Source organism: Microbulbifer sp. YPW16 (genome assembly GCF_021290385.1).
In the GTDB taxonomy this organism is placed as follows: domain Bacteria; phylum Pseudomonadota; class Gammaproteobacteria; order Pseudomonadales; family Cellvibrionaceae; genus Microbulbifer; species Microbulbifer zhoushanensis.
Genome location: NZ_CP089928.1, coordinates 2,044,331 through 2,066,921, shown reverse-complemented (window position 1 = coordinate 2,066,921; position 22,591 = coordinate 2,044,331). Strand labels below are relative to the sequence as shown.

Sequence of the window (22,591 nt, the reverse complement as noted above, 5' to 3'; positions counted from 1 at the left end):
TGCGCCCCTTTTTTATGCCAGTAAAGCGAAACACATAGTGAATGCCAGTGAATCCGAAGCCGGAATACACGATGGAATAAAACGAGCCAATCACCTGCTTGGCCAGGGCCGGTTTCGTGAGGCTGATGGGGTTGTCGAACAACTTCGCTACAGCCATGCCGGCAATCTCGAGCTGTTTCCCCTGCAGGTACGCTGCCGGCTGTTCCTGGGCCAGCACCGTTCAGTGCGATCATTGCTGGCGGAATACCGCCATCATGCCGGACAGGATCGCCGGCACCTCGAACAGTGCGCTGAACTCTTTTCGCAGTGCCAGCGGCCCGCAGAAGCCGCGGAAATCTATCGCCGGCTGGCGCAGGCAGGTGACCGCAATGCGCGCTATAACCTGGCCGCAAACCTGCTGGCGCTGGGTGACCTGGAGCAGGCGGAGTCTATCCTCGGGAACCTCGTGCAGGAATCGCCAACCGATGGCCAGGCCCAGCAGGTACTGAGTGGTATCCGCCGCGTATCCCGTGATGCCAGCCATATCCCCACCCTGGAACAGCTGGTTACGCGAAGTGATCTCAGGCTCAATGACCGTATCCAGTTGCACTATGCGCTGGGTAAGGAATACGAGGATGTTGGTGAGTTCGACCGGGCATTCCAGCAGTTCAGCCGGGGGGCGGAGCTGCGTCGTGCGACGATGCGTTATCGCGTTGAGGGTGATCTCGAGGTGCTGCAGCTGATCGCCCGGGAACACGGGCAGCTGGAGGCTGGCGACGCGGATCGGCAGTGTGGTGAGCAGGCGGTTTTTGTCTTCGGCCTGCCCCGCTCGGGCACGACACTGGTGGACCGTATCCTGTCCAGCCACAGCCAGTGTGACAGTTTCGGCGAGATTACCGACCTGCCCCTTTCCCTGATGGTGGCTGCCGGTCGCAGCCTGCCGAAGGAAGAGTTGGTCAGGGCTACCGCACAATGGCCCGCCGGGAAAATTGCCGGCGGCTACCTGGCGCGTCTCGGGCAGTACGATTCACCCGCCCGCAAGCATATCGACAAGACACCGCAAAACTTTCTCTACGCCGGCCTGATCGCGCGCAGCATGCCCGGCGCCACCATGGTCTGGATGGATCGCCACCCGCTGGATGCCTGCTTCGCCATGTACAAGACCCTGTTCCGGATGGGGTATCCGTTCTCCTACAGCCTGCGGGACCTGGCGCGCTACTACATTGCCTACCACCGCTTGCGGGAAACCTGGCAGGAGTCGCTGGCTGGCCGCATACGCTTCCAGTCCTACGAGCAGTTGGTGGGGCAATTTGACCGGGAAGCCCCCGCCCTGGTCTCCGCTGCAGGACTTGAATGGGAAACCGCCTGTGGGGAATTCCACCGCAACAGCAGCCCGGTCGCCACCGCCAGTTCGGCCCAGGTGCGCCAGCCGCTGTATACACGCTCGGTGGGCCACTGGCAGCACTACCGCGAGCAGCTGGCACCGCTGGCGGAGGAACTGGAAAATGCGGGTATCGCCGTAGGGTAGGTCCGGCAGGGATAGCCGGGTCCCGTACAGTGCCGGGACCCGGTCATGCAGAGTGGGTCAGCGGGACAGGGCGCGGATAAACTCCGGTGCCTGCTCGCGCTGCGCCATGCACAGCTCGATGGTTTCTTCCGTCTGCGCCATGCTGCGCTGGTAACCCGGCGTCAGTGCACTGTGTTGCTCAAACAGTGCCTGAAGCTGGTCCAGCCGGTCGCTGGTGCAGAAGGTGCGGGCAAATGACGGGGTGCGGCGGCGCCACTGGCCCGGAATTTTCTCCACCACGGTGGGGAAGTTATCCCGCAGCCATTGCCAGTGTTGTTCCTGTACCGCCGGTTGTGCGATGGCGGTGGCGATCAGGCCGAAGGCCTCGCGCGGGCCCATTTCCTCACTCACCGCCAGGCGCTGGACATCCTGCACCTGTTCGGGATCGTTGGCCGCGCCGATGGCATTGGCGCTGGCATTCTCAAAGCGCGGGTCGTCCAGCTCGCCACGGACCTTCACCAGGTGCGGCAGGAACTCCCGGCCGGCATCCTGTACCGCCACTACCAGGGCCGCTTCATAGAGGTCGGAGTCCAGTGCCGCGGCATCGCGCTCACGCTTGAAGCCGGTAAAGGCAATGGCCTTGTCGGCGAGGGCCTTGCGTGCCTGCGGGTCCTCGGCCACCAGTGCCATAAAGGCCAGCAGCTCGCTGTACAGCAGCTTCTGCTCCGGGGCGTCGCTGCCGGCGGTGCGCTCCAGTACCGGCTGGTAGAGTCCCTGCAGGAAGCGGGTGAAGTCCGGCAGGGCTTTCTCCGGCAGGATGCTGCGACGGTATTTTCCCAGGTACTGCAGTGGCGCAGTGATTACCTGCCGCTGGCTGGCGACAGCGGATTCGCGCACCACGTCGAGCACCGTGGCGATGGGCAGTTCACCGGCCTCGAAGGCCGCAAAGGCGCTGTCGATAATGGAGAGCTGCTCGGTCGGGGTGAAGTCGGCGAAACTCTTCACCAGTGCCTGCCACTGTTCCCCGGCAAGGTTCCAGCGATAGTAGCCACTGCCGTCGGCATTGGGCAGCAGCCATTGCGGGCACTGTTCACTCTCCAGCTCGACGGTCTGCTCGCTGTCCGCCAGCATCAGGCACTGGCGGCCCTGGTCGCTGCGCAGGCACAGGGGAATGGTCCACTGCTGGCCGCTCAGCTGGATCGGTGAGCCCAGCGGCTTGTAGCGTCCCTGGCGGATGGTGACCCGGGGCTTGTCGCCGCTGTCACAGTCCAGGTTGACTGTCAGTTCCGGTACGCCTTTCTGCTCGACGAAGCTGCGGAAGGTGTCGGTCAGTTCCGGGGTGTTGGTCTCCTCGCCGATGACACGATAGAAGTCGTCCGAGTCTGCCACGCCGTCGGCAAACGTCTCGATATAGCGGCCCAGGGCGGGGCGGAAACGGTCCGCGCCGAAGTACTGGTCCACCATATGGATCACGCCCAGGCTCTTGGAGTAGGTGATGGAGTCGTAGGCGTTGCGGATATCGTCATTCTTGTCGATGGGTTCGCGAATGGCGCGGGTGCTCGCCAGTGAATCCAGCTGCATGGCGCTGATGGCGCGCACCGCGGCGTTGAGGTCGTGGCCACCCTCGGGCTCAAAGATTGTCAGGGTGAGCGGGGTGCCCCAGGTGGAGAAGCCTTCCTTCAGCCACAGGTCGTCCCACCAGGGCGGGGTGACCAGGTTGCCGAACCACATGTGTGCGATCTCGTGGGCATGCACACCCAGCAGTGCCAGCCGTGCCCCCGGTGCCGGCTCATCCCCTTCCACCAGGATACGCTGCTCGCGGTAGGTAATGGCCGCGGACAGCTCGGTGGCGCCACTGGGCCACTGTGGTGCGGCGATGATGTCCAGTTTCTTGAACGGGTAGGGACGCTGCAGTTCTGTCTCAAATATCTCCAGCATGCGCGGCGTGACATCGAGGATATAGTCCAGGTCATCTCCGCGGCCCTTGCGGGCAAAGCCGCGCAGCGGGATGGGTTCCTTGCGGTACTTGTTAGGCGGGATGGCGTCGCGCTCCACCACATCGAACGGCCCCACTGACAGGGACAGCAGGTAGGTGGGGGTAGGCCGGGTGGTGGCGAAGGTGACTTTTTCCAGCCCCTCGCCCGCCGGTTCGCGCTTCAGTTCCGCGCCATTGCTGATGGCGGCATAGCCCTCGGGCACCGTCAGGCTGATATCGAACGGTGCCTTCAGGCCGGGCTCATCGAAGCCGGGCAGGTACTTGCGCGCCTGGATCGACTCCGACTTGGCCAGGGCGTAGGAATCACCCTGTTCCTCCACCTTGAACAGCCCCGACAGGTTGCGATCGAAATCGGCGCTGTAGGCCAGGCTCAGGGTGAATTCGCCGGCAGGCAGCGGCTCGGCGAAGCTGACCCGCACCACGCCGCTGTCGAGCACCTGCTGGTAGTCGGCGGCAACCGTCTTTCCGTCGGCACTGGTGGCGGTAGCCTCGTTGACGCGGATGTCCTTGCCGTGCATCCAGATATGGTCGGCGGACTCGTCCAGCTCGATATCGATTTCCACGGTGCCGGAAAAGTCGTCACGGCGCGGGTCCAGCAGCAGGTCGAGGCGGTAGGCGGTGGGGCGGACGCCCTCCGGCAGGCGGCCGTCCGGTGCCTCTTTCTCCGCATCGCCGGAGATCTTCACCAGCTGGGAAGTGGGTGGCTTGCCGCTGGATTCGGCACGCTCGCCGTCCGCGGGCTTTTCTGACGGGCTGCAGGCGGCCAGGGCCAGAAGTGGCACTACCAGCAGGCTGCGCAGGGTTATCTTTCTCATAAGCTCCCGATGCTTGGCAAAACCGGCATTGTAACGGACCAGCGGCGGCTTGGCCCGTGGCTGGCCAGTGGTCGCCATTGATGGTTGCCGGAACAGCTGGCGCCACATTGCTCAGTAATGTGCCTACGTGTAATTGACGCCATTGCGGCACGCCGCCCGGGCCGTGGTAACGTGGATGCTCTGGGTATCGTGGTAGTGGTTTGCGTGGCTTGTTGATGCCCGCACGCAGGTTTGCAATCAACACAGGGAATCACCATGAATAAGGTCTTCGGTAACTGCATCGCCTTCTCCATCTCGCTGTGCGGGCCAGCCGCAATGGCTGGTGAGCCCACGCCAGCCGATATCGACGCAGTGTTCGCTGCATACGATAGTAAGGAGGCCCCGGGTTGTGCGCTGGGGATTTACCGCGGTGGCGAAATCGCCTATGCCCGCGGCTACGGCATGGCGAATCTGGAGTACGATATTCCGCTTACTCCCGATTCAGTATTCCGGATGGCATCCACATCGAAGCAGTTCGTGGCTACCGCCATTGCGCTGTTACATGAGTCGGGGGATCTCGACCTGGACGATCCGGTCCAGAAATACTTTCCACAAATGCCCGATTACGGCAGCCCGGTGACCCTGCGCCAACTGGTGCATCACACCAGCGGTATTCGCGATTACCTGGACCTCGCCGAGCTTGCCGATATGGGTGACTCGTACAGCACAGAATCAGCATTGCGACTGGTTACCGGGCAACAGGCATTGAACTTCGAGCCGGGGTCACAGCACCTGTATTCAAACTCGGGGTACCTGCTGCTGGCCCAGGTGGTAGAAAAAGTCACAGGACAATCCCTGCGCGAATGGACTCACGAGAATATGTTCGAGCCGCTGGGTATGGAGCAAACCCACTTCCATGATGATCACACCCACGTTGTCCCGCGCCGGGCCGATGGTTATGCGCCGGGAGAAGACGAGAAATGGCGGATCAGCATGACGCAGCTGGATATGGTGGGGGATGGTGGCCTCTATAGCACCATCGGGGACCTGAAGCGCTGGGATGACAACTTTAGTGAGAACCGGCTCGGAAAGAAGCGGCAGGAGTTGATTCATGAGCTGGAGAAACCGGGTCGCCTGGAAAATGGTGAGGAGCTGGATTACGCCTTTGGCCTTTTTGTCGACGAGTTTCACGGTGCGCGGGAAGTGGCCCACGGGGGGACTTTCGTGGGCTTTCGTACGGAAATTGCCCGTTACCCGGGGGCCGACCTGGGCCTGGCAGTGCTCTGCAATCGCGCCGATGCCGACCCGAGGTCCCTGGCGAGGCAGGTCGCTGCACTCTACCTGGCAGAGAAGCAAGCCACAGGAAGCCGGGCGCCATCTCCGGTGCAAGCGGATGGTAAATCTCCCGCTGCCGTAAAGCGGTTCAAGGACACTGACGAAAAGTTGCAGCAATATGCCGGCCATTACTGGCATGAGGATAAAATGATGGTGCAGGGTTCCATCACTGAAGAAGATGGGGATTATTACCTTGTATTCAGTGGCTGGGGCCGTTTCCAGCTGGATCCGGGCTCAGCTAGCAGTTTCCGTGCCTCAATTTTCGGCTCTCCCGCACAGGTGTCATTCACGGGCGCCGCCATGAAAGTGGCAATCCAGGGGTGGACCGAGATGGAGTTCGAGCGCTATGCCCCGGATTCTTTCGACACCGGGGAGATCAAGGCACTGGCCGGGAACTATTACAGCCCGGAGCTGGATCACTTCCAGCGACTTGAGCAAACCGGTGACCAACTGGTAGCAAGACGACGAACGGGGGATGAGGAGCTTTTGCCGGTGCCTGGTGATCGTTTTATCAGTGGGCGCGCAGTGATCGAATTCGAGCGCGATGCCAGGGGACGTGTCGTCGGGTTCTCAGCCAGTACTGAACGGGTGAAAAACCTGAAATACAAGCGTCTCTGATTCACCGTGCGAACCGGGGCGAATGGCCAGGAGCGCCGCGCAGCGGACCCGGCTATGCCCCGGGAGTTGCCATCACTTCCGGGGCAGCTGGATCCCGGCCTGCCCGGGGTAACGAATCGCTGGGCGGAATCCCTGTGCTACCGGTCGCCCGAGTGCCACGCGGAATATAGCCGGGTGGAAATGGCCTACAGCACGGGCACACTCAGCCTGGACACACGGCTGCCGCGGTAGGGAATCTCGACGGTGTAATTGCGGTCGTCGAGTTTCTGGTACAGCAGGCCCTCGGTGTCGATGGCCAGTGACAGGAAATGGCCGGCGGGCAGGTCGTAGCTGGTGGTGAAGAAGTCCACTTCCACCCGTTGCTCCTGGCCCACTTCCAGGCCCCGCAGGGTGATTGGTGCGTGGGTGACCAGCCGTCCCAGGCCGAGCATGTCGGTGTCGTAGAGGTGCAGGTGCAATTGTACGTCCGGTTTGCTGGGGCGGATCCAGAGCTCCAGGCTGGGGGTGCCGCGGATTCTCATTTTGCGCCACTGGATCGGCGAGTGGTATTCAATCGCGTGGTAACCGTTGATCCCCAGCATGTTGGTGTACACCGGGATACCCAGGCCCTCCAGTGCATCCGAGACCAGCGGGATACCGGTACCGGCCCTGGTGTCGGCGCCACCGTGGAATTCGTTGCGCCAGCTCCAGCCGCCATAGGGATAACCCTTGAGGTCACCACTGTCGAGATAGCCGTAGCGCGGGTGCAGGTACCACTGCTGGCGCTGGTCGGTCACCGGGAAATCCTGGAATTGCTCCAGCCGGTTGTCGATGCGCACGGTCATATCCACCCGTGGTTCGCTGTCGATGCCATTGGCCGCACCCCTGAGATAGCGATCGAACCAGCGGAAGGTGGTCTGCCAGATATGGCCGTTGTTGCCGCCCAGGAACTCGGTGATGGCGTGGGTGCCCGGGTTTAACAGCAGTTTTTTCGGGCCCTCGAGCAGCGTATACAGGTCAGTCATGCTGTTGGGCTTGAACAGGTAATCGGCGAAATTATTCGAAATCAGCACCGCGGTGCCGTTGTCGTTCAGCGCGTCCACCATGGCGAGGGCCGAGCGCGCGGCACCGAATTCGCGTACACCATCGATGTTGACCCCGTTGCGCAGGTCCGACCAGACGTTGTCCACCACCGGCTCGCGGTGAAAGGCGGTGTTGACCAGCAGGGACCCCCAGACCAGGTTGACGGTCTCGTTGGGATACAGGGCCTCGACCACATCGGCCCAGCCGGATAGCGCCGCCACGGCATCCACGCGCGGATCGGCGGCAGCGGTCAGCAACGAGATGCCGGCGCCATAGGAAATACCCGAGAGCGCCAGCTTGCCCACCGGGTAATTGGCTTCCAGCCAGTCGATCAGTACCCGGGTGTCGCGGATACTGTTGTCCCCGGCAACATCCACCAGCCCGCCGGACTTGCCGAAGCCGCGGGTGGAGTAACTCATCACCAGGTAACCGTCTTCCGCCAGCGCCTCGGCCTGCAGCAGGTATTCGTTCTTGTCCAGCACCCAGCTGTTGGTGAACAGCACGGTGGGGTAGCCACCGGGCGGGGGCGCGCTATCCGGCACAAACAGGTTGGCATCCAGCTCGGTGCCATCAAAAGTGGTGATATCCAGGTCGGGAATAAACTGTGGCGCAGCCAGGCACTGGAACGACAGCAGCGCCCCGCCCAGCAGCCCCAGCAGGGGAGTGGTTTTCATAGATATCTCTCTCATCATCGCAAATTATTATTAGTTATCGTGACCGCTTTATTTTTATGGGTCACATGGAGACTTTAGCGCTGATTCGCAGCTGTTAGGGGTGCCTTGGCGGCAGTTTGCGAGCAGGTTCACCTGACTGGCGGTTCTATCTGCGAGTTTGGCGGCCAGGGCTGACCGGGAGTCGTTCCCGGGTCCCAATCAATCCGACGGATGCCCGGTTCTGGTCTAAAATTGTTCTTTTTTTGATCAATGAAAACCGGTAGGGTGTGAGGCTGTTATTCCCGCCACGGAGGGCCCGAGTAAAACTCACCAAGTGGCCAGAACTATGTTCCATCGCACACTCGCCCTGTTGGTAATATTTTCCAGTTTCGTGTTGTCCGCTTGCAGCGCCCAGCACAACCTGGGGGAGGAGACCTGGTACCAGGTAGACAGCACCAACTTCCGGATTGTCACCAATGGTGATCCGGAGGCAGTGGAAACCCTGGCGCGCGACCTGGAGCGCTATCGCGCGGTCGCCCTGAAGCTGCTGGGGACCCAGGGCGCCCGCCAGGAGCAGCACAAGCTTACTATTTACGCCACCGCTGACCGCCAGACCTACGCCGGCCTGGTTGGCCCGGAGCTGGCGGAAATGACCAATGGCCTGTTCGATACCACGGCCCAGGGCAGCTATGCGCTGGTAAACCTGGATGGCCGTACCGGCGAGCGCCAGCTGCAGGCGCGGGAATTCCTGTTCCACGAATACACCCACTTCCTCAGCTATAACCGCAACACCACGCACTACCCCTACTGGTACAGCGAGGGCTTTGCCGAGTTCATGTCCACCATGACATTCCCGACCCCGGGCCGTTACAAGCTGGGTGCCGTGCCGGAAGAGCGGGCCATGACGCTGATTTACACCAGCCCCATGCCGCTCGAGGAATTGCTGCGTGCCACGGTCATCAACACCCCCGATGAGGAGAAGCCGCGCGTGTACGCCAGTGGCTGGATGCTGGCCCACTGGCTGATCATGGAGAGCGGCAAGGTGGACCAGTTCCGGGATTACGTGCGGGCCTACAACAACGGTGCCGACCCGGTGGAGTCCCTCACCAGCACCTTCGGCGTCAAACTGGAAGACGTTCAGGAACGCTATGCGCAGCTGTTCCAGGAAGGCGAGTTTGAGATGGTGAGCGGCATTGTGCCGAAGGAGTTCCGCGAGGTGTCACCCGGCGTGCAGCAGCTCTCGCCGCAGCGTGCCATCGCCGAGGTGGGACACTTCCTGGTGCTGTCCGGCTATAACCTGGGTGGACTGGGTTCCCTGCTGCAGTATGCGCACGCCAATGGCCTGATGAGCGCGGAGCTGATATCCGTACAGGCAGATGCAGAAACCCGTATGGGTAACTACGAGGCTGCCGAAGAGCTGCTGGCCTCGGTGCCGCTGCAGGACCGCAGCCAGTTCCGCTACCAGAATGTGGACGCCTGGCTGGGACTGACCCGGCAGGCCAACACTCCCGGGGCGGAGCGCGACCGGGAAGAACTGAAGAAGGTACGCGACAAGTTCGTGTACCTCGTCAACAACGATGAAGACACGGCCTCCCACTGGTACGGCCTGGCGATGAGCATGCAGATGCTGGACTACCCGCAGGAGAAGTACCTGGAGATGCTGGAGCAGGCTTACCTGCGCGCTCCGCGCCAGGTGCACATTGCCCAGTGGCTGGCCCAGGAGCTCTACAACAAGCGCGATGCCGAGTACTTTGCGCGCGTGGCACAGCCGCTGCTGATGGAACTGGATGATGAGGAACAGCACCAGCAGATGAAGCTGATGCTGGCGGAAATGAAGGCCGAGCAGGAGCCCGGCGTCAAGGCCCGGGTCAACAAGACCCTCGCCAGCAAGGAGCGTTCGGGCAACGAGAATAACGAGGGCTGACGCCTTTCCGCCCGTGCAGCCAGGAAGCCCCCTCCGTCCGGAGGGGGCTTTTTTATGGGGCGGGATTAAATCGTGGCCCCGCCGGCGGCATCCAGTGACTCGCCGGAACCGGTGTGGTGCTCGGCGGTGGTGGGATCGATGATATTGCGGACTTCCGCCACCGAGTCGGCGGGGAAGCCACCCATCTCTGCGTGCTTGAGGATGGATTCCCGATCGGGCGCGATATACACGCAGTACACCTTGTCATCGGTGACATAACTCTGCACCCACTGCACCTGGGGCCCCAGCTGGTGCAGCACATCGCAGGATTTCTGTGAAATTCCCGCCAGCTCCTGCTGGGTGAGCTTGCCGGCATCGGGGATTTCCCGCTCGATAACAAATTTAGGCATAACCTTTCTCCCTGCTTGTACCCCTTGCTCCATTGACTTTGTCTCTCCCGGGCGAGACATCCGCCGGGTATTCCCGAGAGCAGAACTATAGTCGCGGACGCGCTACTGAGGGTGACCGGTAGGGAAATTTACCGCAGAAATCCACCGTTGCCCGGTGGCTGCCCCAGCGGCGCTATAAATGGCTAAAAACTCGCGGCGGATACTGGCTACAGGTTTCCAGGGGGGACAGCACGCCGCAATCGCTCGGGCCGAGGTGCTCAGCGTGGGGCGGTCCCGGGCGGGTTAAGGCTGTTCTCCTGCAGGTGATCGCACGCTATAGCAGGCTACCTGTGAGGTTGGTGGCAATTGCTGGTAACCGGCCGGAGCCATTGCCTGCGGGTGATAATCGCGAACTAGTGCGAAGATGCATGGTCGTAGCGTCTGGAGCGTCGCGGAGTTACCCAGCTCGCCGGGGCTGCTGCCGGGTTTGTGGTGACAGCGTGGCGGGCTGATTGGATAATTTGGTCTTGGCGGGGTGCGCGAAGTAACCCCGGTAGTGAGTCAGGCCTGGCATATGATTAGTTTACAAGATTGGCGCAATGGCGCCGGCATTTTTGCGCACGGCGACTGGCCGGTGGTGACGCGCACCGGTGGCAATCCCGCGGGACCGGCGCTGTTGATGATCCACGGTTTTCCCACCTCTTCCTGGGACTGGAACCGGCTCTGGGATGCGCTGGCTGCAAATTTCAGCCTCTATACGCTGGATATGCTCGGCTTTGGTGATTCACCCAAGCCCCGGAGGTTTCGCTACCGTATCGCAGACCAGGCCGACCTGCTCGAGTCCTGGCTGAACCTGCAGGGTGTGGGTGAGTACCATATCCTCGCCCACGATTATGGTGATACGGTGGCCCAGGAACTGCTGGCACGGGACGCCGAGCGCCGGGCCGGTGTGCGTCCGGAGGATGATACCGGCCTGCGCATTGCCAGTGCCTGCCTGTTAAATGGCGGGTTGTTTCCCGAGAGTCATCGTGCAGCGGGAATCCAGAAACTGCTGCTATCGCCCCTGGGGCCACTGGTGGCGCGCTACAGTAACCGGGACAGGCTGGCGGAGAACATGCAGCGTATTTTCGGCCCGCAGACCCAGCCCAGTGAAGAGGAAATCGATAATTTCTGGAAGCTGCTGCAGTGGCGGGGCGGACGGCGGGTGATGCACCGGCTGATTCGCTATATGCCCGAGCGCAAGCGCCACCGGGCACGCTGGGTGGGTGCCCTGTGTGAAACACAGGTGCCAATAAAACTGATCAATGGCCTGCACGACCCCATTTCCGGTGCGCACATGGTGGATCGCTATCGGCAACTGGTTCCCGAACCGGACATTACCGGGCTCGAGGGAATCGGCCACTACCCACAGCTGGAGGCGCCGCAAGCAGTACTGGATGCGTTTCGGGCCTTTATGCACCGGCATGATTTCGCCCGCTATCCGGCCCAGGTCCTGGCCGGCGCCTGACCGGTGAAGCCGGGTAACTGAATTGAACTGAAACGGAGGCACCGATGGACTGGTTCAGCCGTCACTGGAAGCTGCTGCTGGTAGGCGCAGTGATCGCCGGCATGGTCGCGCTGCAGTGGCTGGGGCGGCGCGGGGAGAATCGTATAGCACCGCCTGGACCTGATTCCGCAGCAAAGACTATCGAGGGCCAGCAAAGTCCGGCCCGTTTTGTCGGTGCTGGTGCCGCAGGACGAAACCCGGCTGCGGCACCTTCCAGCGATGCCGCATCCACAGCGGTAACGGCTAGTGATATCGAGTCGCAGCAGCGTGCCTTCAAGGACTGGATGGCGGAGCGCGGCTTTTACTCTGCCGCTGACCTCCAGGCCTATGCCAGTTACGACCTGGCAACACTGCAGCAACTTGCCGCGGGTGGTGACCTGTTGGCAAACACGGTGCTGTATTCGCGCTATGTGAGGGATGGCGCGGAGGAAGCAGCCCTGGAGACCGCGTATAACGGTGCGGTAATGGGTTCCCTGCTGGACCTGCGTAACCTGGCCGGGCCACACCTGGGGCGGGCGCGGGAGTTCCGCGACAGCAACGGGCCAGCCACCGAGCGCGAGTTGCTGGATGTGCTCACCTGGTACCAGGTGGCACTCATGCGTGGTGACCAGTGGGCCCTGCGCGATGGGCTGCGTATGATTGAGGAATACGACCTGCAACTCGATGAGGGTGAGTTGCGGGTAATCGAGGGTCGTGCCGCGGCCATTTACGAGGGGCTGGAAAATGCGCGCATGGAGCGTGGCCTGGCACCCTTCGACAACAGTGCCCTGCCGGTGCAGTTTGTGGAATTTGGCGACGAACCCCCGTCAGGCTGGGGGCGTAGCTATTACCAGCAATTCAATTCTGGCGCGCAAAATAACGCCGATTGACCGGTCTTTTGCGCCCTAACAGTCCTTTCCTGATCTTTCCTGCCTTTTGCCGCCAGAGCAGAGTGGGTGTGACGTGTTTCTCAATCCGCTCGCTTGGTATAGTCGTAGCCGTGTATGAACGTTGACCAGAGTTCGGTCGCCGCAATCCATAACTACGCAAAAGGCCCCGTCGTGAAAACCAGACTCTACCGTGTAATCCCTGTCCTGCTGTTGCTGCTCACCCTGGGCGCCTGCGGGCCGGGAAAAGACCCGGGCAGCGAAACGGGTGCTGCGCCAGCGGAGGATGCTGCCGTGGCAGATACCGTGGATGCAACAGAGCCCGAGGTGCCGTCATTCCGCAATTACACTGAACGCGGTGACCTGCCCGCACTGGCCGAGCATGGCGTACTGCGCTTGCTGGCCCCGCGCGGGGAAACCAATAACGCCCTGCCGCGGGATGGCCTGCCGGGAAGTGCCTGGCGGCAGCTGGCAGAAAAGTTCGCCCACAGCCGGGGTTTGGATCCGCAGTGGGTGTACGTGGAATCTTTCTCCGACCTGGTACCGGCGCTGCTGGAGGGGCGGGGCGATGTAATTGCGATCAATTTCTCCCGCACCGACGGGCGCGCCGAGCAGGTGGCATTTACCCGGCCCCTGCAGTTTGTGCAGGAGCTCCTGGTCACCCGCAGTGACACCGCGGAAGGCGGGGCCGAACCGATGATGGTGGCGGTGCGCCGGGGCAGCGCTTTTGCGCGTACCCTCGAGGCGGAAAACGCGATGGTCGCCAGTGCTGCGGACCCGGTTCCGGGCGCGGGCACGGAAGCTGCCGGCGGTACACAAGCCCGTTTTGATATCACCTACCTGGATGAACCCGTCAATCACGACACGTTGCTCACTGCAGTGGTGGATGGCGAGTACCAGGCCACAGTGCTGGACAGCAACCTGGCGGATGCCCTGCTGCCAGATTACCCACAGTTGCAGGCCAGTGACAGCCTGGATTCGCAGCGCGCCATCGCCTGGGCGGTGCGCCAGGACAACCCGCAACTTGAGCGCGCGCTGAATGAGTTCCTGACCTCGGAACACGTAGTCGCGCGGCAGATGGAACAGCGTCCCCTGCGGGACTGGGCCGAGATCCAGTCCAGCCGCACACTGCGGGTGCTCACACGTAACCACCCCGCCTCGTATTTCATGTGGCAGGGTGAACTGATGGGATTCGACTACGACCTGCTCAAGCAGTTTGCCCGGGAAAATAACCTGCGCCTGAGCATGGTGGTGCCGGGGCCGGATGTGGACCTGGCCGAGGCGCTTGAATCCGGACTCGGCGATATGGTGGCGGCGTCGATGACTGTCACCGACAAGCGCCGTGAGCAGGGCATTGAGTTCACCCGCTACTACCTGAAGGTGACCGAGCAGCTCATTGCCGCCGAGCCGTTGCCGGAAAGCGAGGCCGACAAGCCGGTGGCCGAGCTGCTGGCGGGAAGCGAAGTGGCAGTCAACCCGCTGACCAGCTTTTACGCCAACCTGCGCACGCTGGCAGCCGGCCAGGAGCAGCCGATGAAGGTGATACCGGTGAAGGGCGCGGCCACCGAGCACCTGATCGACGCAGTAGTACAGGGCAAATATGCCTATACCATCGCAGACTCGCACCTGGTGGATATCGAGCGCACTTACCGGCGCGATTTCCATGTGGTGGGTGAACTACCGGGCGAGCAGGAGATTGCCTGGGGAGTGCGCCAGGACCAGCCCGTGTTGCTCAAACAGCTGAACAGTTTCCTCAACAAGCACTATCGTGGGCTGTTTTTCAACGTCACCTACAACAAGTACTTCAAGCAATCCAAGCGCACCAGAACCCAGATTGCCGAGCGGCTGCGCAGTACGGACCAGTTGTCGCCCTACGACTCGCTGGTGAGAGAGCACGCCGCACGTTCGGACCGGGACTGGCGTATGGTGGTGGCGCAGATGTACCAGGAGAGCCAGTTCGATCCACAGGCACGCTCTTTCGCCGGCGCGCGCGGCCTGATGCAGGTGCTGCCGCGCACCGCAGGCCAGATGGGCATCAGCGACCTGTTTGTGCCGGAAAACAATATCCAGGCGGGCGTCACCTACCTGGACTGGCTGGAGGATCGCTTCCCGCGGGACCTGGATTTCGATGAGAAAATCTATTTCACCCTGGCCGCCTACAACGCCGGCCACGGCCATGTTCGCGATGCGCGCCGGCTGGCTGAGGCCATGGGTAAAGATCCGGATCGCTGGTTCGGTCATGTGGAAGAGGCCATGCTGAAGCTGTCCGAGCCGGAGTACTACCGCAAGGCGCGATTCGGTTATGTGCGCGGGCGGGAGCCGGTCAACTACGTGCGCCAGATCCGCAGTCGCTACCTGGGCTACCTGGCGGTAGCGCGCAACGACAGTGGTGAATGAGACTGGGATAATGTATTAACCTTGGCCCGGTGTGGGCATAAGCCCCGGGGCCAGGTCGCGAATCAATGTGGCAAGCCATTCGGTTACCCCCGGGTATTGCTGTGTATCCAGCACGAATTCCTGGCCGCGGGCGGCACTCTGCAGTTGGCAGTAGCCTGTCCCTGCTTCTGCCGCACGCTGCCAGCGGTCGCGGTTGGCGTGGTAGCTGAGCGGGCTGCGTCCCGGTTCCGGGTAGAAACTGGCCGGCAGGCGCCAGGCCGACGGGCGCGGTGAATCCGGCCGGGTCAGGACCAGCCGCTGGTCCAGTTGTGGGAATATACCGGCACCCGGGAGGGGGCCCTCAAGCCCGGGCAGCGACAGGCGCTTGCCGGAGATGTACAGGGTGTTATTGCTGTCCGGGCCGATATTGAAGTGGGGGTGGTAGCGCGCCCAGCCCAGCGCATCTTCTGCCAGGCTGTCCACCGGCGCTATCTCCCCGACCGACATCCAGCCCCAGATTATATGCTGCGCCGGGGCATGCCTGACAAAGCGCCAGCGCCCACCGGAATTTTCCACCGGGCGGAATAACCCGAAGTAAAGGAACAGGTCCCCCTGGGTAACGCCCTGGCGCCGCAGGTGGCCCTGGGCCGACCCGGTCTGCCCCAGTAGCGGCCGCCAGTCCCGATGGCGTGGCAGTGCGTCGGCGTGCATGTCCGGGTCCAGGTGTGCGCCCTCATCGCCACTGTGCCGCCCCCTTGTCAGGTCCTCCACCAGGTTGCCGATATTCTGCCCGCCGAACGCCAGGGCATTGAAAGGAATCGAAGACTGGCGATCGGGTATCGGCAGTGCATACAGGGAGCCATCGGGAAAAATCGGGCTGGGACAGCCGCCGGCGGAGGAATCGAAGCCCTTGCGACTGAGGATCAGGCGCATGGTTCCACCTGTGGCTGGTGGAGGTGAAGTTCGTTGGGGACGCCAGGAGATTTGGGGGAGGTGAAGGAGTTATCCATGAGGCGGAGTGATTGGTTGTTGTATGCGTGTTTAAGGCCAGTTGCGCGCGTTTTGCCTTTGCCCGTTACGGAGGGTTTTCCCCGAGGTCAGGCATGGCGTCAATCCAGCGATGTCGGTGCTGCCCGGGCTCTTTATCGCCACCCGGGGTACTCGAGCTGAAACACCCAGCCGCTGTTAACTGTCTCTGATGGCCGTTTACGCAGAAAGACTGTCTCCTCGCTATCTTTGCCTACGGTATCGCCATTTTGCAAGTCGCAGCCATTGACCAGTGCGTACCCAGCCAGGCCAATAAGGCGGCCGCGCAAAGCATCCGGTTCCTCCGGGGCATCCAGGGCTTCGAACTCGGTCCTGCCCAACAGGGCCAGTCCCTGTGTATAACCGACAGTTCGGCCATCGGTATCCCGGAATGCCTTGGCTGAGATCCACAGGCCCAGGGGCAGCTGTCGGTCAAAATCCTGGCTGAGTTCGCTCAGCAATGTTGCCCTCGATACAACATGGGAGGCCGTAGCCCAGAGAGCACCGATTACCTGGGGGCAGGTTGCCACCATTGCCCCGACCGCCTGCGATAATGCTATGGAGTGATCGAGCCCCATACCGCCCACCCGGGCTGAAACGACAATACACCACTCATGGGACCCCACCATCTCCCCCGCTTCAGGCCAGAGTGCGTTGTGTTCCAGGGCCTGACCAAGCCCTCCGGATATTGGTGTCGCGCGAGTCAGCTCAAACTGCAATTGCCCGCAGCTGGTAGCCAGCCTTTTTTCGCTGCCATAGCCTGGCGTCTCCGCCACAGGTTTCAAGTTGGGCCAGTGCCGTTCGAGATATGACTTGACCTCCTGGAGTGAAAGCCGGGGCGAACCGGTGCCGAACAGGATGGAAAATTGCGCACCCTGTTGTCCCAGCTCCTCGATGACGGTAGAACAATCCCGCAACAGGCTGAAGTCGACCGGGGGTGCGTGTTCCCGGTGTTCAGCCGGGACTGGCGTCGACCGTCTCACACCGGCAAAAACCAGTCCGAATAAGATTATCCCGCCGAGCAGATATACCAGGAGCATACCGATATCCGAATTTTCTGTCAGAACCAGCGAGTATAGCTGCCCTGCCGGAGGTGGCCATGGTGGGGGAGCGCCATGGGCACCATGGGTTCAACTGGTGAGCAGGCGCAGGAAGCCCCCGCTGTGAGAGTGGTGCCGGGATGCACCGCGGAATTGCGGGCCGGGCTCAAATGGGCGGCTGAACCCTGTCAGGTTTCACCTCCAGGGCGTAATCATCCGGCCCGCTTGCGCGTTGCCGGCGAAGGATGCGCAGGTTATTGCGTGCGACGCTGTCCTCCCCGTTAAGGGACAGCGCATGCAGGTAACTCTCTTCAGCGAGTTCCAGCTGGCCGTTGCGACGGTACACTGTGCCCAGGCCTGCCCAGAGGTAGCTGGCATCCTCGTCGTGCAGGATTGCCTCACGGCTGTAGTGAAAGGCATCCCCATAGGCGTTGCGCCGCATCGCCTCCATGGCAAGGTTGTTGAGGTAGATAGCGTAGGCTTCCCGGTCACTGAGCTGGGAGAGCAACTTGCCGGCAAAGATGCGGAAATCCTCCTCGATGACATATGGCTTGTTGTCTGAAATAACGACGGCATTGATATGGCGGATATTCTGCACATAGCCCGCTTCTGCGCTGCCTGTCGCCAGTTGCTGTCGCACTGGAATGGTTGCCTGGTTAAGGCGTGCTTCTGCTCCCAGGTAGCGCGCCATGCTGACAATCATGGCAGCAAAAGAGACACAGTTACCCCGTCTTTGGGAAAAGGCCTGGGCTGCAGAGGCGGTCTGGTTCAGGTCATAGTGGAGGCGGAATTCTTTTTCCTTCAGGTCTTTCAGCACCGCGTTAAGCCGGTTGATTGGCGAGTTCCCTATCCCCACCCGGTCCAGGTAGCTACGCATTTCCTCGCTCACGATAAACAGGTCACGACCCGTGATCCGTTGCCCCTGCCGGTGTTCCGTCAGGGACGGGTGCCCCTGTAGCAGTCGGCTGGTGTTGATCCCGGGTCCGCTTTCCGGAGTGGTTGTCGTTTGTGTACAGCCCGTCGTTATGACCGCGAGCAGTAAAATCATCCATCGCATTGTTCACGCACCTCCCTGTTCCACACGTAATAGGATTACAGCGAGAGCGGAAATAGTTGCGCGGCTGAGATGAGCTACAGCGCTAGGGCGGTGAGTGGAAAACCGAGGGAATTACAGTGCCAGGCGGTTAAATACGACGAATAATCCATTCGTCCTGAAGCGCTGTTATTTCGTCGCGCCCCCGTGAGTTCCTGCCCTTTTAAGAGCCATAGGGGCGCACATCTTGCTTGATAAATGCTTGCGGCGTGCTAGCACGGTTGGTGTTCGGCCAGGCGGCCGTGATGCCAGCCTGGCTCGCTAACTCAGTACTCCTTGTAGGGCAGGAATTTTCCCGAAAGTACTACCTTCACCCGGTCGCCCTTCGGGTTTTCCTCCCGCTCGATATCAAGCGAGAAATCGATGGCGCTCATGATGCCGTCGCCGAACTCCTCGTGGATCAGTTCCTTGATCGTGGTTCCATAAACGTTGACCACTTCATACCAGCGGTAAATCAGCGGGTCGGTGGGAATGGCAGTGGGCAGGGAGCCCTTGTAGGGTACCGCCTGGAGCCAGGTAATGGCTTCATCGGGCAGGTCGAAGATCTCCGCAACCACCCTGGCCTGGGCTTCGGTCATTGCCATCTGCCCGAGACAGGCGGCGGTGGTCCACTCCCTGGACAGGCCGATGGCATTTGCCACCTGGGTCCATTGTATATCCTTGCGAACCTTTGCGGACTGGATCAGCCGGGTTACCTCTTCGCGACTGTTAATCATGGTTTTCTCCTTAAGTGGGCTGGTTGAGCAGGTACAGCAGGGTCAGGATCAGAACAAACTGCAGCGCGGCAAGGCCCCGCCAGAACGCGACTGGGTTTCGCTCGATCAGCGGCGGGCGCTGGCCAGACAGCAGGCTGTGGTTAGGGGTGCGCAGATCGTGGACGAATTCCGACAGGTGGGCATAGCGCCTGAATGGATCTGGGTGGACAGCCTGGCGGATAGCCGCATCCACCCAGCGGGGGACGGCGCTGTTGTCGCTAGCCAGGCTCCGGTAGCTGAGTCGCCTTTGCTCTGTGACTGTGCGCGCCCGTGCCATCCTGGGGCCATAGGGGAAGGCACCGGATAACATGTGATACGTGAGTACGCCGAGGGAGTAGAGGTCAGAGCGAGTGGTGGGGCACTCCCCAAGCAGGCACTCGGGGGCTGCGTACAGCGCAGTGCCCAGCAGCTCGTTGCCGCCACTGGCGCCGGCCAGCTCCTCCAGCCCGGAGACTCGCACGGCACCAAAATCAATGAGTTTTACTGTTCCACTGCGGTCGAGCATGATGTTCTCGGGTTTCAGGTCCCGGTGCAGCATTTCCATCCGGTGCAGGGCCCGCAGGCCGCGTGCCACCTGCTCGGTAATATCCCGCACACGCTCGAGGTCTGGCCGCTGGTTGTCCCGTAGCCACTGGGCCAGTGTCTGGCCGTCAATATACTCGCTGACGGTATAGAGATAGCGCCGCTGCCGGTCGATCGCTGCGGCGGCCAGCAGGTGCGTACTGCGCACCCGGCGCGCAACCCACTCTTCCATCAGCAGTCGCTCGAGATAAGCCCGATCCCCGCCAAGTTCCGTTGAGGGCGTCTTGAGGAATACGTGAGCGCCTGACTTGAGGTCTGTGGCCAGGTAGGCGTGACTACGCGCGGATATCTGCAGTTGGCGCTCGATGCGGAAGCCATCCAGTTGCTCCCCCGGTCCCAGTATGGGGGGTAATGGCAGTTGTTCTGCCTTTTCCCGTAACAGTCTGGCGCCCTCGCCGGGCAGTTGGTCGATACGGGCTATCTGGATGGTCAGGTTATCTGCGCTGCCATTGAGCTGCGCGGCGTCGACCAGCGCCTGCGCTACCTGGTCCAGGTTGGCCTGCGGGTCGGACAGCCGCTCGATAACCTGTTGTGGCGATATATGCTCATAGAGGCCGTCGGTGGCCAGGATGTAATGCTGGCCCTCCTGCAGCGGTAACTGCCGGTAGTCCGGCTGGTCCCGGTCTCGAGCCCCAAGGGCACGGCTCAGGTGGCGTTCCCCGCCAGCTGCCCACTTGCAGTGATCACTGGTGAGCAGTTCCAGGGAACCCTGGTGCAGGCGGTAAATCCGGCTGTCACCAAGGTGGAACAGGTGTGCCGACCGCCCTCGCAGTACCAGGGCGGCAAAAGTGCAGACATAGCCGTGGTCGCGTTGGTAGCGGAACTGCGTTGCACGGGTCTTGGCATCGAGCCACGCGTCAATGGCGGAGATCACGCGGGTCCCGGCTGCGCGCACAGACCAGGCCTCCGAGGTGCAGTAGTAGTCGGCCAGGAACGCTTTTACTGCGGTCTCGCTGGCAATACCACTTACTCGGCTGCTACTGATGCCATCCGCCAGGGCCAGTGCAATTCCCTTGACCACCAGTTGCGCGGCACGGGGAACGGTTGCGCCGTGGCAGTCCTGGTTATGCGCTTTCCTCCCGGCGCTGCTGTACTGGCCGATCGCGACCTGTAGTTGGCCGGGGGTATCCCTGTGGGAGTGCCCGGCCGCTGTTGGCGGCCGGGCTTTCAAGCTTTCCATACTAGAGCAGCAGGGAATCAGCTGGCGGCGGCCGGCTCTGGACTGGAATCAAGGCTGCGAGCCGGGGCCGTGCGTACATGGGTGCTGTAAAGCGTGAGCCCGGTAAAGGCGAGGCCACCCACCAGGTTACCCAGTGCAGTGGGGATCTCGTTCCAGAGAAAATAGTCGGCTACAGAAAAGCCACCACCCATGATAATGGCCGATGGAAACAGGAACATGTTTACCACCGAGTGCTCGAAGGTCATAAAGAAGAACAGCATGATCGGCATCCACATTGCCAGCACCTTGCCGCTCACGTGGGTGGAGATCATCGCGCCCACCACGCCCATGGAGACCATCCAGTTACACAGCATGCCGCGCAGGAAGATTGTAAACCAGCCGGCGGCACCGTATTCCGCATAGCCCACGGTGCGGGACTCACCGATGCCGGCAATCTTCTGCCCTACTGCACCGGGCTCGACTGAGAAGCCGTAGGTAAACACGAAGGCCATCATAAATGCCACGGTCAGCGCCCCGCCAAAATTGCCCAGGAACACCAGTCCCCAGTTGCGCAGGATCCCATTGACGGTCACCCCGGGGCGCCGGTCCAGCCACGCCAGGGGGGTCAGCACAAACACCCCCGTCAGCAGGTCAAAGCCCATCAGGTAAAGCATGCAGAAGCCCACCGGGAACAGCACCGCGCCGATCAGCGGGTTGCCGGTCGTCACCGTAATGGTAATGGCGAACACCGCTGCAAGTGCCAGGATGGCCCCGGCCATATAGGCCCGGATCAGGGTGTCGCGGGTGGACATGAAAATTTTAGCCTCGCCAGCGTCGACCATTTTGGTCGCAAATTCGGTTGGAAGTAGATAAGCCATGTTTTTGCCCCTGGAATCTGGTTATGGGTGTTTCCACTTAAAGCCATGGGCTGATTCTGCAGGCCAAAAAAAACGGCGCCTTCACCCCGTGGGGCCAAGAGGCCCGGGGAGAAGACGCCGTCGTCTGTGGAAACTGGTTGTTACAGCAAGCCGCGGAATCACGGCGAGCCTGGCAATACCAAAGCAAGCTCTATGCCAATACCTTCCAGAAAGCGTGGCCGGCCAGGAAGTGCAATAGCTGATTTACGAACTTACTTGCCCCTGGCCGGTCTGTGCGTATTTATAGTGTTTCTGGTGCACCGAGTTGGTGCGCACCCGTCCTCTGAGATTCATTCAGTCCTTGCAGTCTTCAGAACAGGTTAGAGCCGGGGAGGTTCGATTTGGCTACAGGCACTAACTTACTGTGTAAAGTTGAGCCTTCTTCTTGGTAGAGAAGCTTTTCTTTACGCGGTCGAAAATCTCATTGGCCTCCTCGCCGGAAAGGGCATCGGTTGAGAGCAGAAGCTCCAGGGCTTGTTTACAGGCGAGAATCTTCTGCTCGGGACTCGCTTCCGGATTTAGTTTCAGTTTATCTATCTCTGTCTCAAGGGACTCCAGGAAGTTTTCGCAGGCTTCCCTGCTGGGTGAGTTTTGCCACAATATGATTGCCGGTGCGCCATTATGCCTGTTTTTCACAATGACCAGATTTACCGTCTTGTAAAAGAATGCGGCCAAAAACATCGACGCGGGAAACAGTACCGAGAATAGCGCAATATACTCCCCGGTCAGGTCGTTGGGGGTGGTGTCTTTAGCAAGTATGAATATCCCCAATGCAAACAGGATCACGCTCAGGACCAGGTAACGGTAGGGTCTTTGCATGTACCTGTCGTATTTTGTGTCAAGGTCGAAGAGGTTGAAGGTCTCCTCTTTACTTGCCCTGAGGGTTCTGTATTTAACCCGGACCCTGGATTTGTCCAGAATTTCAACTTCTCGACTTCCCTGTAAGAACTTGCGTTGTCTGATTTTTTTCATTATTTAATTCCTTGTATTCAGTG

16 protein-coding genes are annotated in these 22,591 nt (G+C 61.1%); 6 read left to right on the top strand and 10 right to left on the bottom strand.

Annotated features, from left to right (window positions below):
* Positions 1–37 precede the first annotated feature (37 nt).
* On the top strand, positions 38–1,507 hold the full coding sequence (locus LVE68_RS08720; RefSeq protein ID WP_233006642.1) for a tetratricopeptide repeat-containing sulfotransferase family protein: 1,470 nt from the start codon (positions 38–40) through the stop codon (positions 1,505–1,507).
* Positions 1,508–1,564: 57 nt separating this feature from the next.
* On the opposite strand, the gene LVE68_RS08715 is transcribed toward LVE68_RS08720, so the two are convergent.
* A complete protein-coding gene (locus LVE68_RS08715) occupies positions 1,565–4,297 on the bottom strand; it encodes a M1 family metallopeptidase (RefSeq protein ID WP_233006641.1) in 2,733 nt (910 codons plus the stop codon).
* A 255-nt stretch (positions 4,298–4,552) separates the two neighbouring features.
* Between LVE68_RS08715 and LVE68_RS08710 the strand changes: the two genes are divergently transcribed.
* The gene (locus LVE68_RS08710) at positions 4,553–6,229 is read left to right on the top strand and encodes a serine hydrolase domain-containing protein (RefSeq protein WP_233006640.1); all 1,677 of its coding nucleotides are present in this window, start codon (positions 4,553–4,555) and stop codon (positions 6,227–6,229) included.
* A gap of 185 nt (positions 6,230–6,414) precedes the next feature.
* Here the strand turns inward: LVE68_RS08710 and LVE68_RS08705 are convergent, their stop codons facing one another.
* Positions 6,415–7,965 (bottom strand): alpha/beta fold hydrolase, encoded by a 1,551-nt coding sequence (locus LVE68_RS08705; RefSeq protein WP_233006639.1) that lies wholly within the window; start codon positions 7,963–7,965, stop codon positions 6,415–6,417.
* A gap of 325 nt (positions 7,966–8,290) precedes the next feature.
* On the opposite strand from LVE68_RS08705, the gene LVE68_RS08700 reads away from it, so the two are divergent.
* Positions 8,291–9,868, top strand: a complete 1,578-nt coding sequence (locus LVE68_RS08700; protein ID WP_233006638.1) for a hypothetical protein — start codon at positions 8,291–8,293, stop codon at positions 9,866–9,868.
* A gap of 65 nt (positions 9,869–9,933) precedes the next feature.
* On the opposite strand, the gene LVE68_RS08695 is transcribed toward LVE68_RS08700, so the two are convergent.
* Positions 9,934–10,257: a DUF4242 domain-containing protein gene (locus tag LVE68_RS08695; protein ID WP_233006637.1), complete on the bottom strand. Its 324-nt coding sequence runs from the start codon at positions 10,255–10,257 to the stop codon at positions 9,934–9,936.
* Positions 10,258–10,810: 553 nt separating this feature from the next.
* On the opposite strand from LVE68_RS08695, the gene LVE68_RS08690 reads away from it, so the two are divergent.
* The 3 genes from LVE68_RS08690 to LVE68_RS08680 all read left to right on the top strand — a co-directional run bounded on the left by LVE68_RS08690 (position 10,811) and on the right by LVE68_RS08680 (position 15,045).
* Positions 10,811–11,743 (top strand): alpha/beta fold hydrolase, encoded by a 933-nt coding sequence (locus LVE68_RS08690; protein ID WP_233006636.1) that lies wholly within the window; start codon positions 10,811–10,813, stop codon positions 11,741–11,743.
* A 44-nt stretch (positions 11,744–11,787) separates the two neighbouring features.
* A complete protein-coding gene (locus LVE68_RS08685) occupies positions 11,788–12,651 on the top strand; it encodes a hypothetical protein (protein WP_233006635.1) in 864 nt (287 codons plus the stop codon).
* Positions 12,652–12,822: 171 nt separating this feature from the next.
* Positions 12,823–15,045 carry a transporter substrate-binding domain-containing protein gene (locus tag LVE68_RS08680; protein ID WP_233006634.1) on the top strand — a complete coding sequence of 741 codons (2,223 nt, stop codon included), beginning with the start codon at positions 12,823–12,825 and terminating at the stop codon, positions 15,043–15,045.
* Between the two features lie 15 nt (positions 15,046–15,060).
* Here LVE68_RS08680 and LVE68_RS08675 read toward each other — a convergent pair whose 3' ends face one another.
* The 7 genes from LVE68_RS08675 to LVE68_RS08645 all read right to left on the bottom strand — a co-directional run bounded on the left by LVE68_RS08675 (position 15,061) and on the right by LVE68_RS08645 (position 22,568).
* A complete protein-coding gene (locus LVE68_RS08675; protein WP_233006633.1) occupies positions 15,061–15,957 on the bottom strand; it encodes a hypothetical protein in 897 nt (298 codons plus the stop codon).
* 209 nt (positions 15,958–16,166) lie between these two features.
* Positions 16,167–17,033: a DUF4261 domain-containing protein gene (locus LVE68_RS08670; RefSeq protein WP_233006632.1), complete on the bottom strand. Its 867-nt coding sequence runs from the start codon at positions 17,031–17,033 to the stop codon at positions 16,167–16,169.
* Positions 17,034–17,256: 223 nt separating this feature from the next.
* Positions 17,257–18,147, bottom strand: coding sequence for a transglutaminase domain-containing protein (locus tag LVE68_RS08665; RefSeq protein WP_233006631.1), 891 nt, complete (start codon positions 18,145–18,147; stop codon positions 17,257–17,259).
* 302 nt (positions 18,148–18,449) lie between these two features.
* Positions 18,450–18,899, bottom strand: a complete 450-nt coding sequence (cynS, locus tag LVE68_RS08660) for a cyanase (protein ID WP_233006630.1) — start codon at positions 18,897–18,899, stop codon at positions 18,450–18,452.
* 10 nt (positions 18,900–18,909) lie between these two features.
* On the bottom strand, positions 18,910–20,700 hold the full coding sequence (locus LVE68_RS08655) for a bifunctional protein-serine/threonine kinase/phosphatase (RefSeq protein ID WP_233006629.1): 1,791 nt from the start codon (positions 20,698–20,700) through the stop codon (positions 18,910–18,912).
* Positions 20,701–20,717: 17 nt separating this feature from the next.
* Positions 20,718–21,557: a formate/nitrite transporter family protein gene (locus LVE68_RS08650; RefSeq protein WP_233006628.1), complete on the bottom strand. Its 840-nt coding sequence runs from the start codon at positions 21,555–21,557 to the stop codon at positions 20,718–20,720.
* A gap of 393 nt (positions 21,558–21,950) precedes the next feature.
* The gene (locus tag LVE68_RS08645; protein ID WP_233006627.1) at positions 21,951–22,568 is read right to left on the bottom strand and encodes a hypothetical protein; all 618 of its coding nucleotides are present in this window, start codon (positions 22,566–22,568) and stop codon (positions 21,951–21,953) included.
* Between the last annotated feature and the right edge of the window lie 23 nt (positions 22,569–22,591).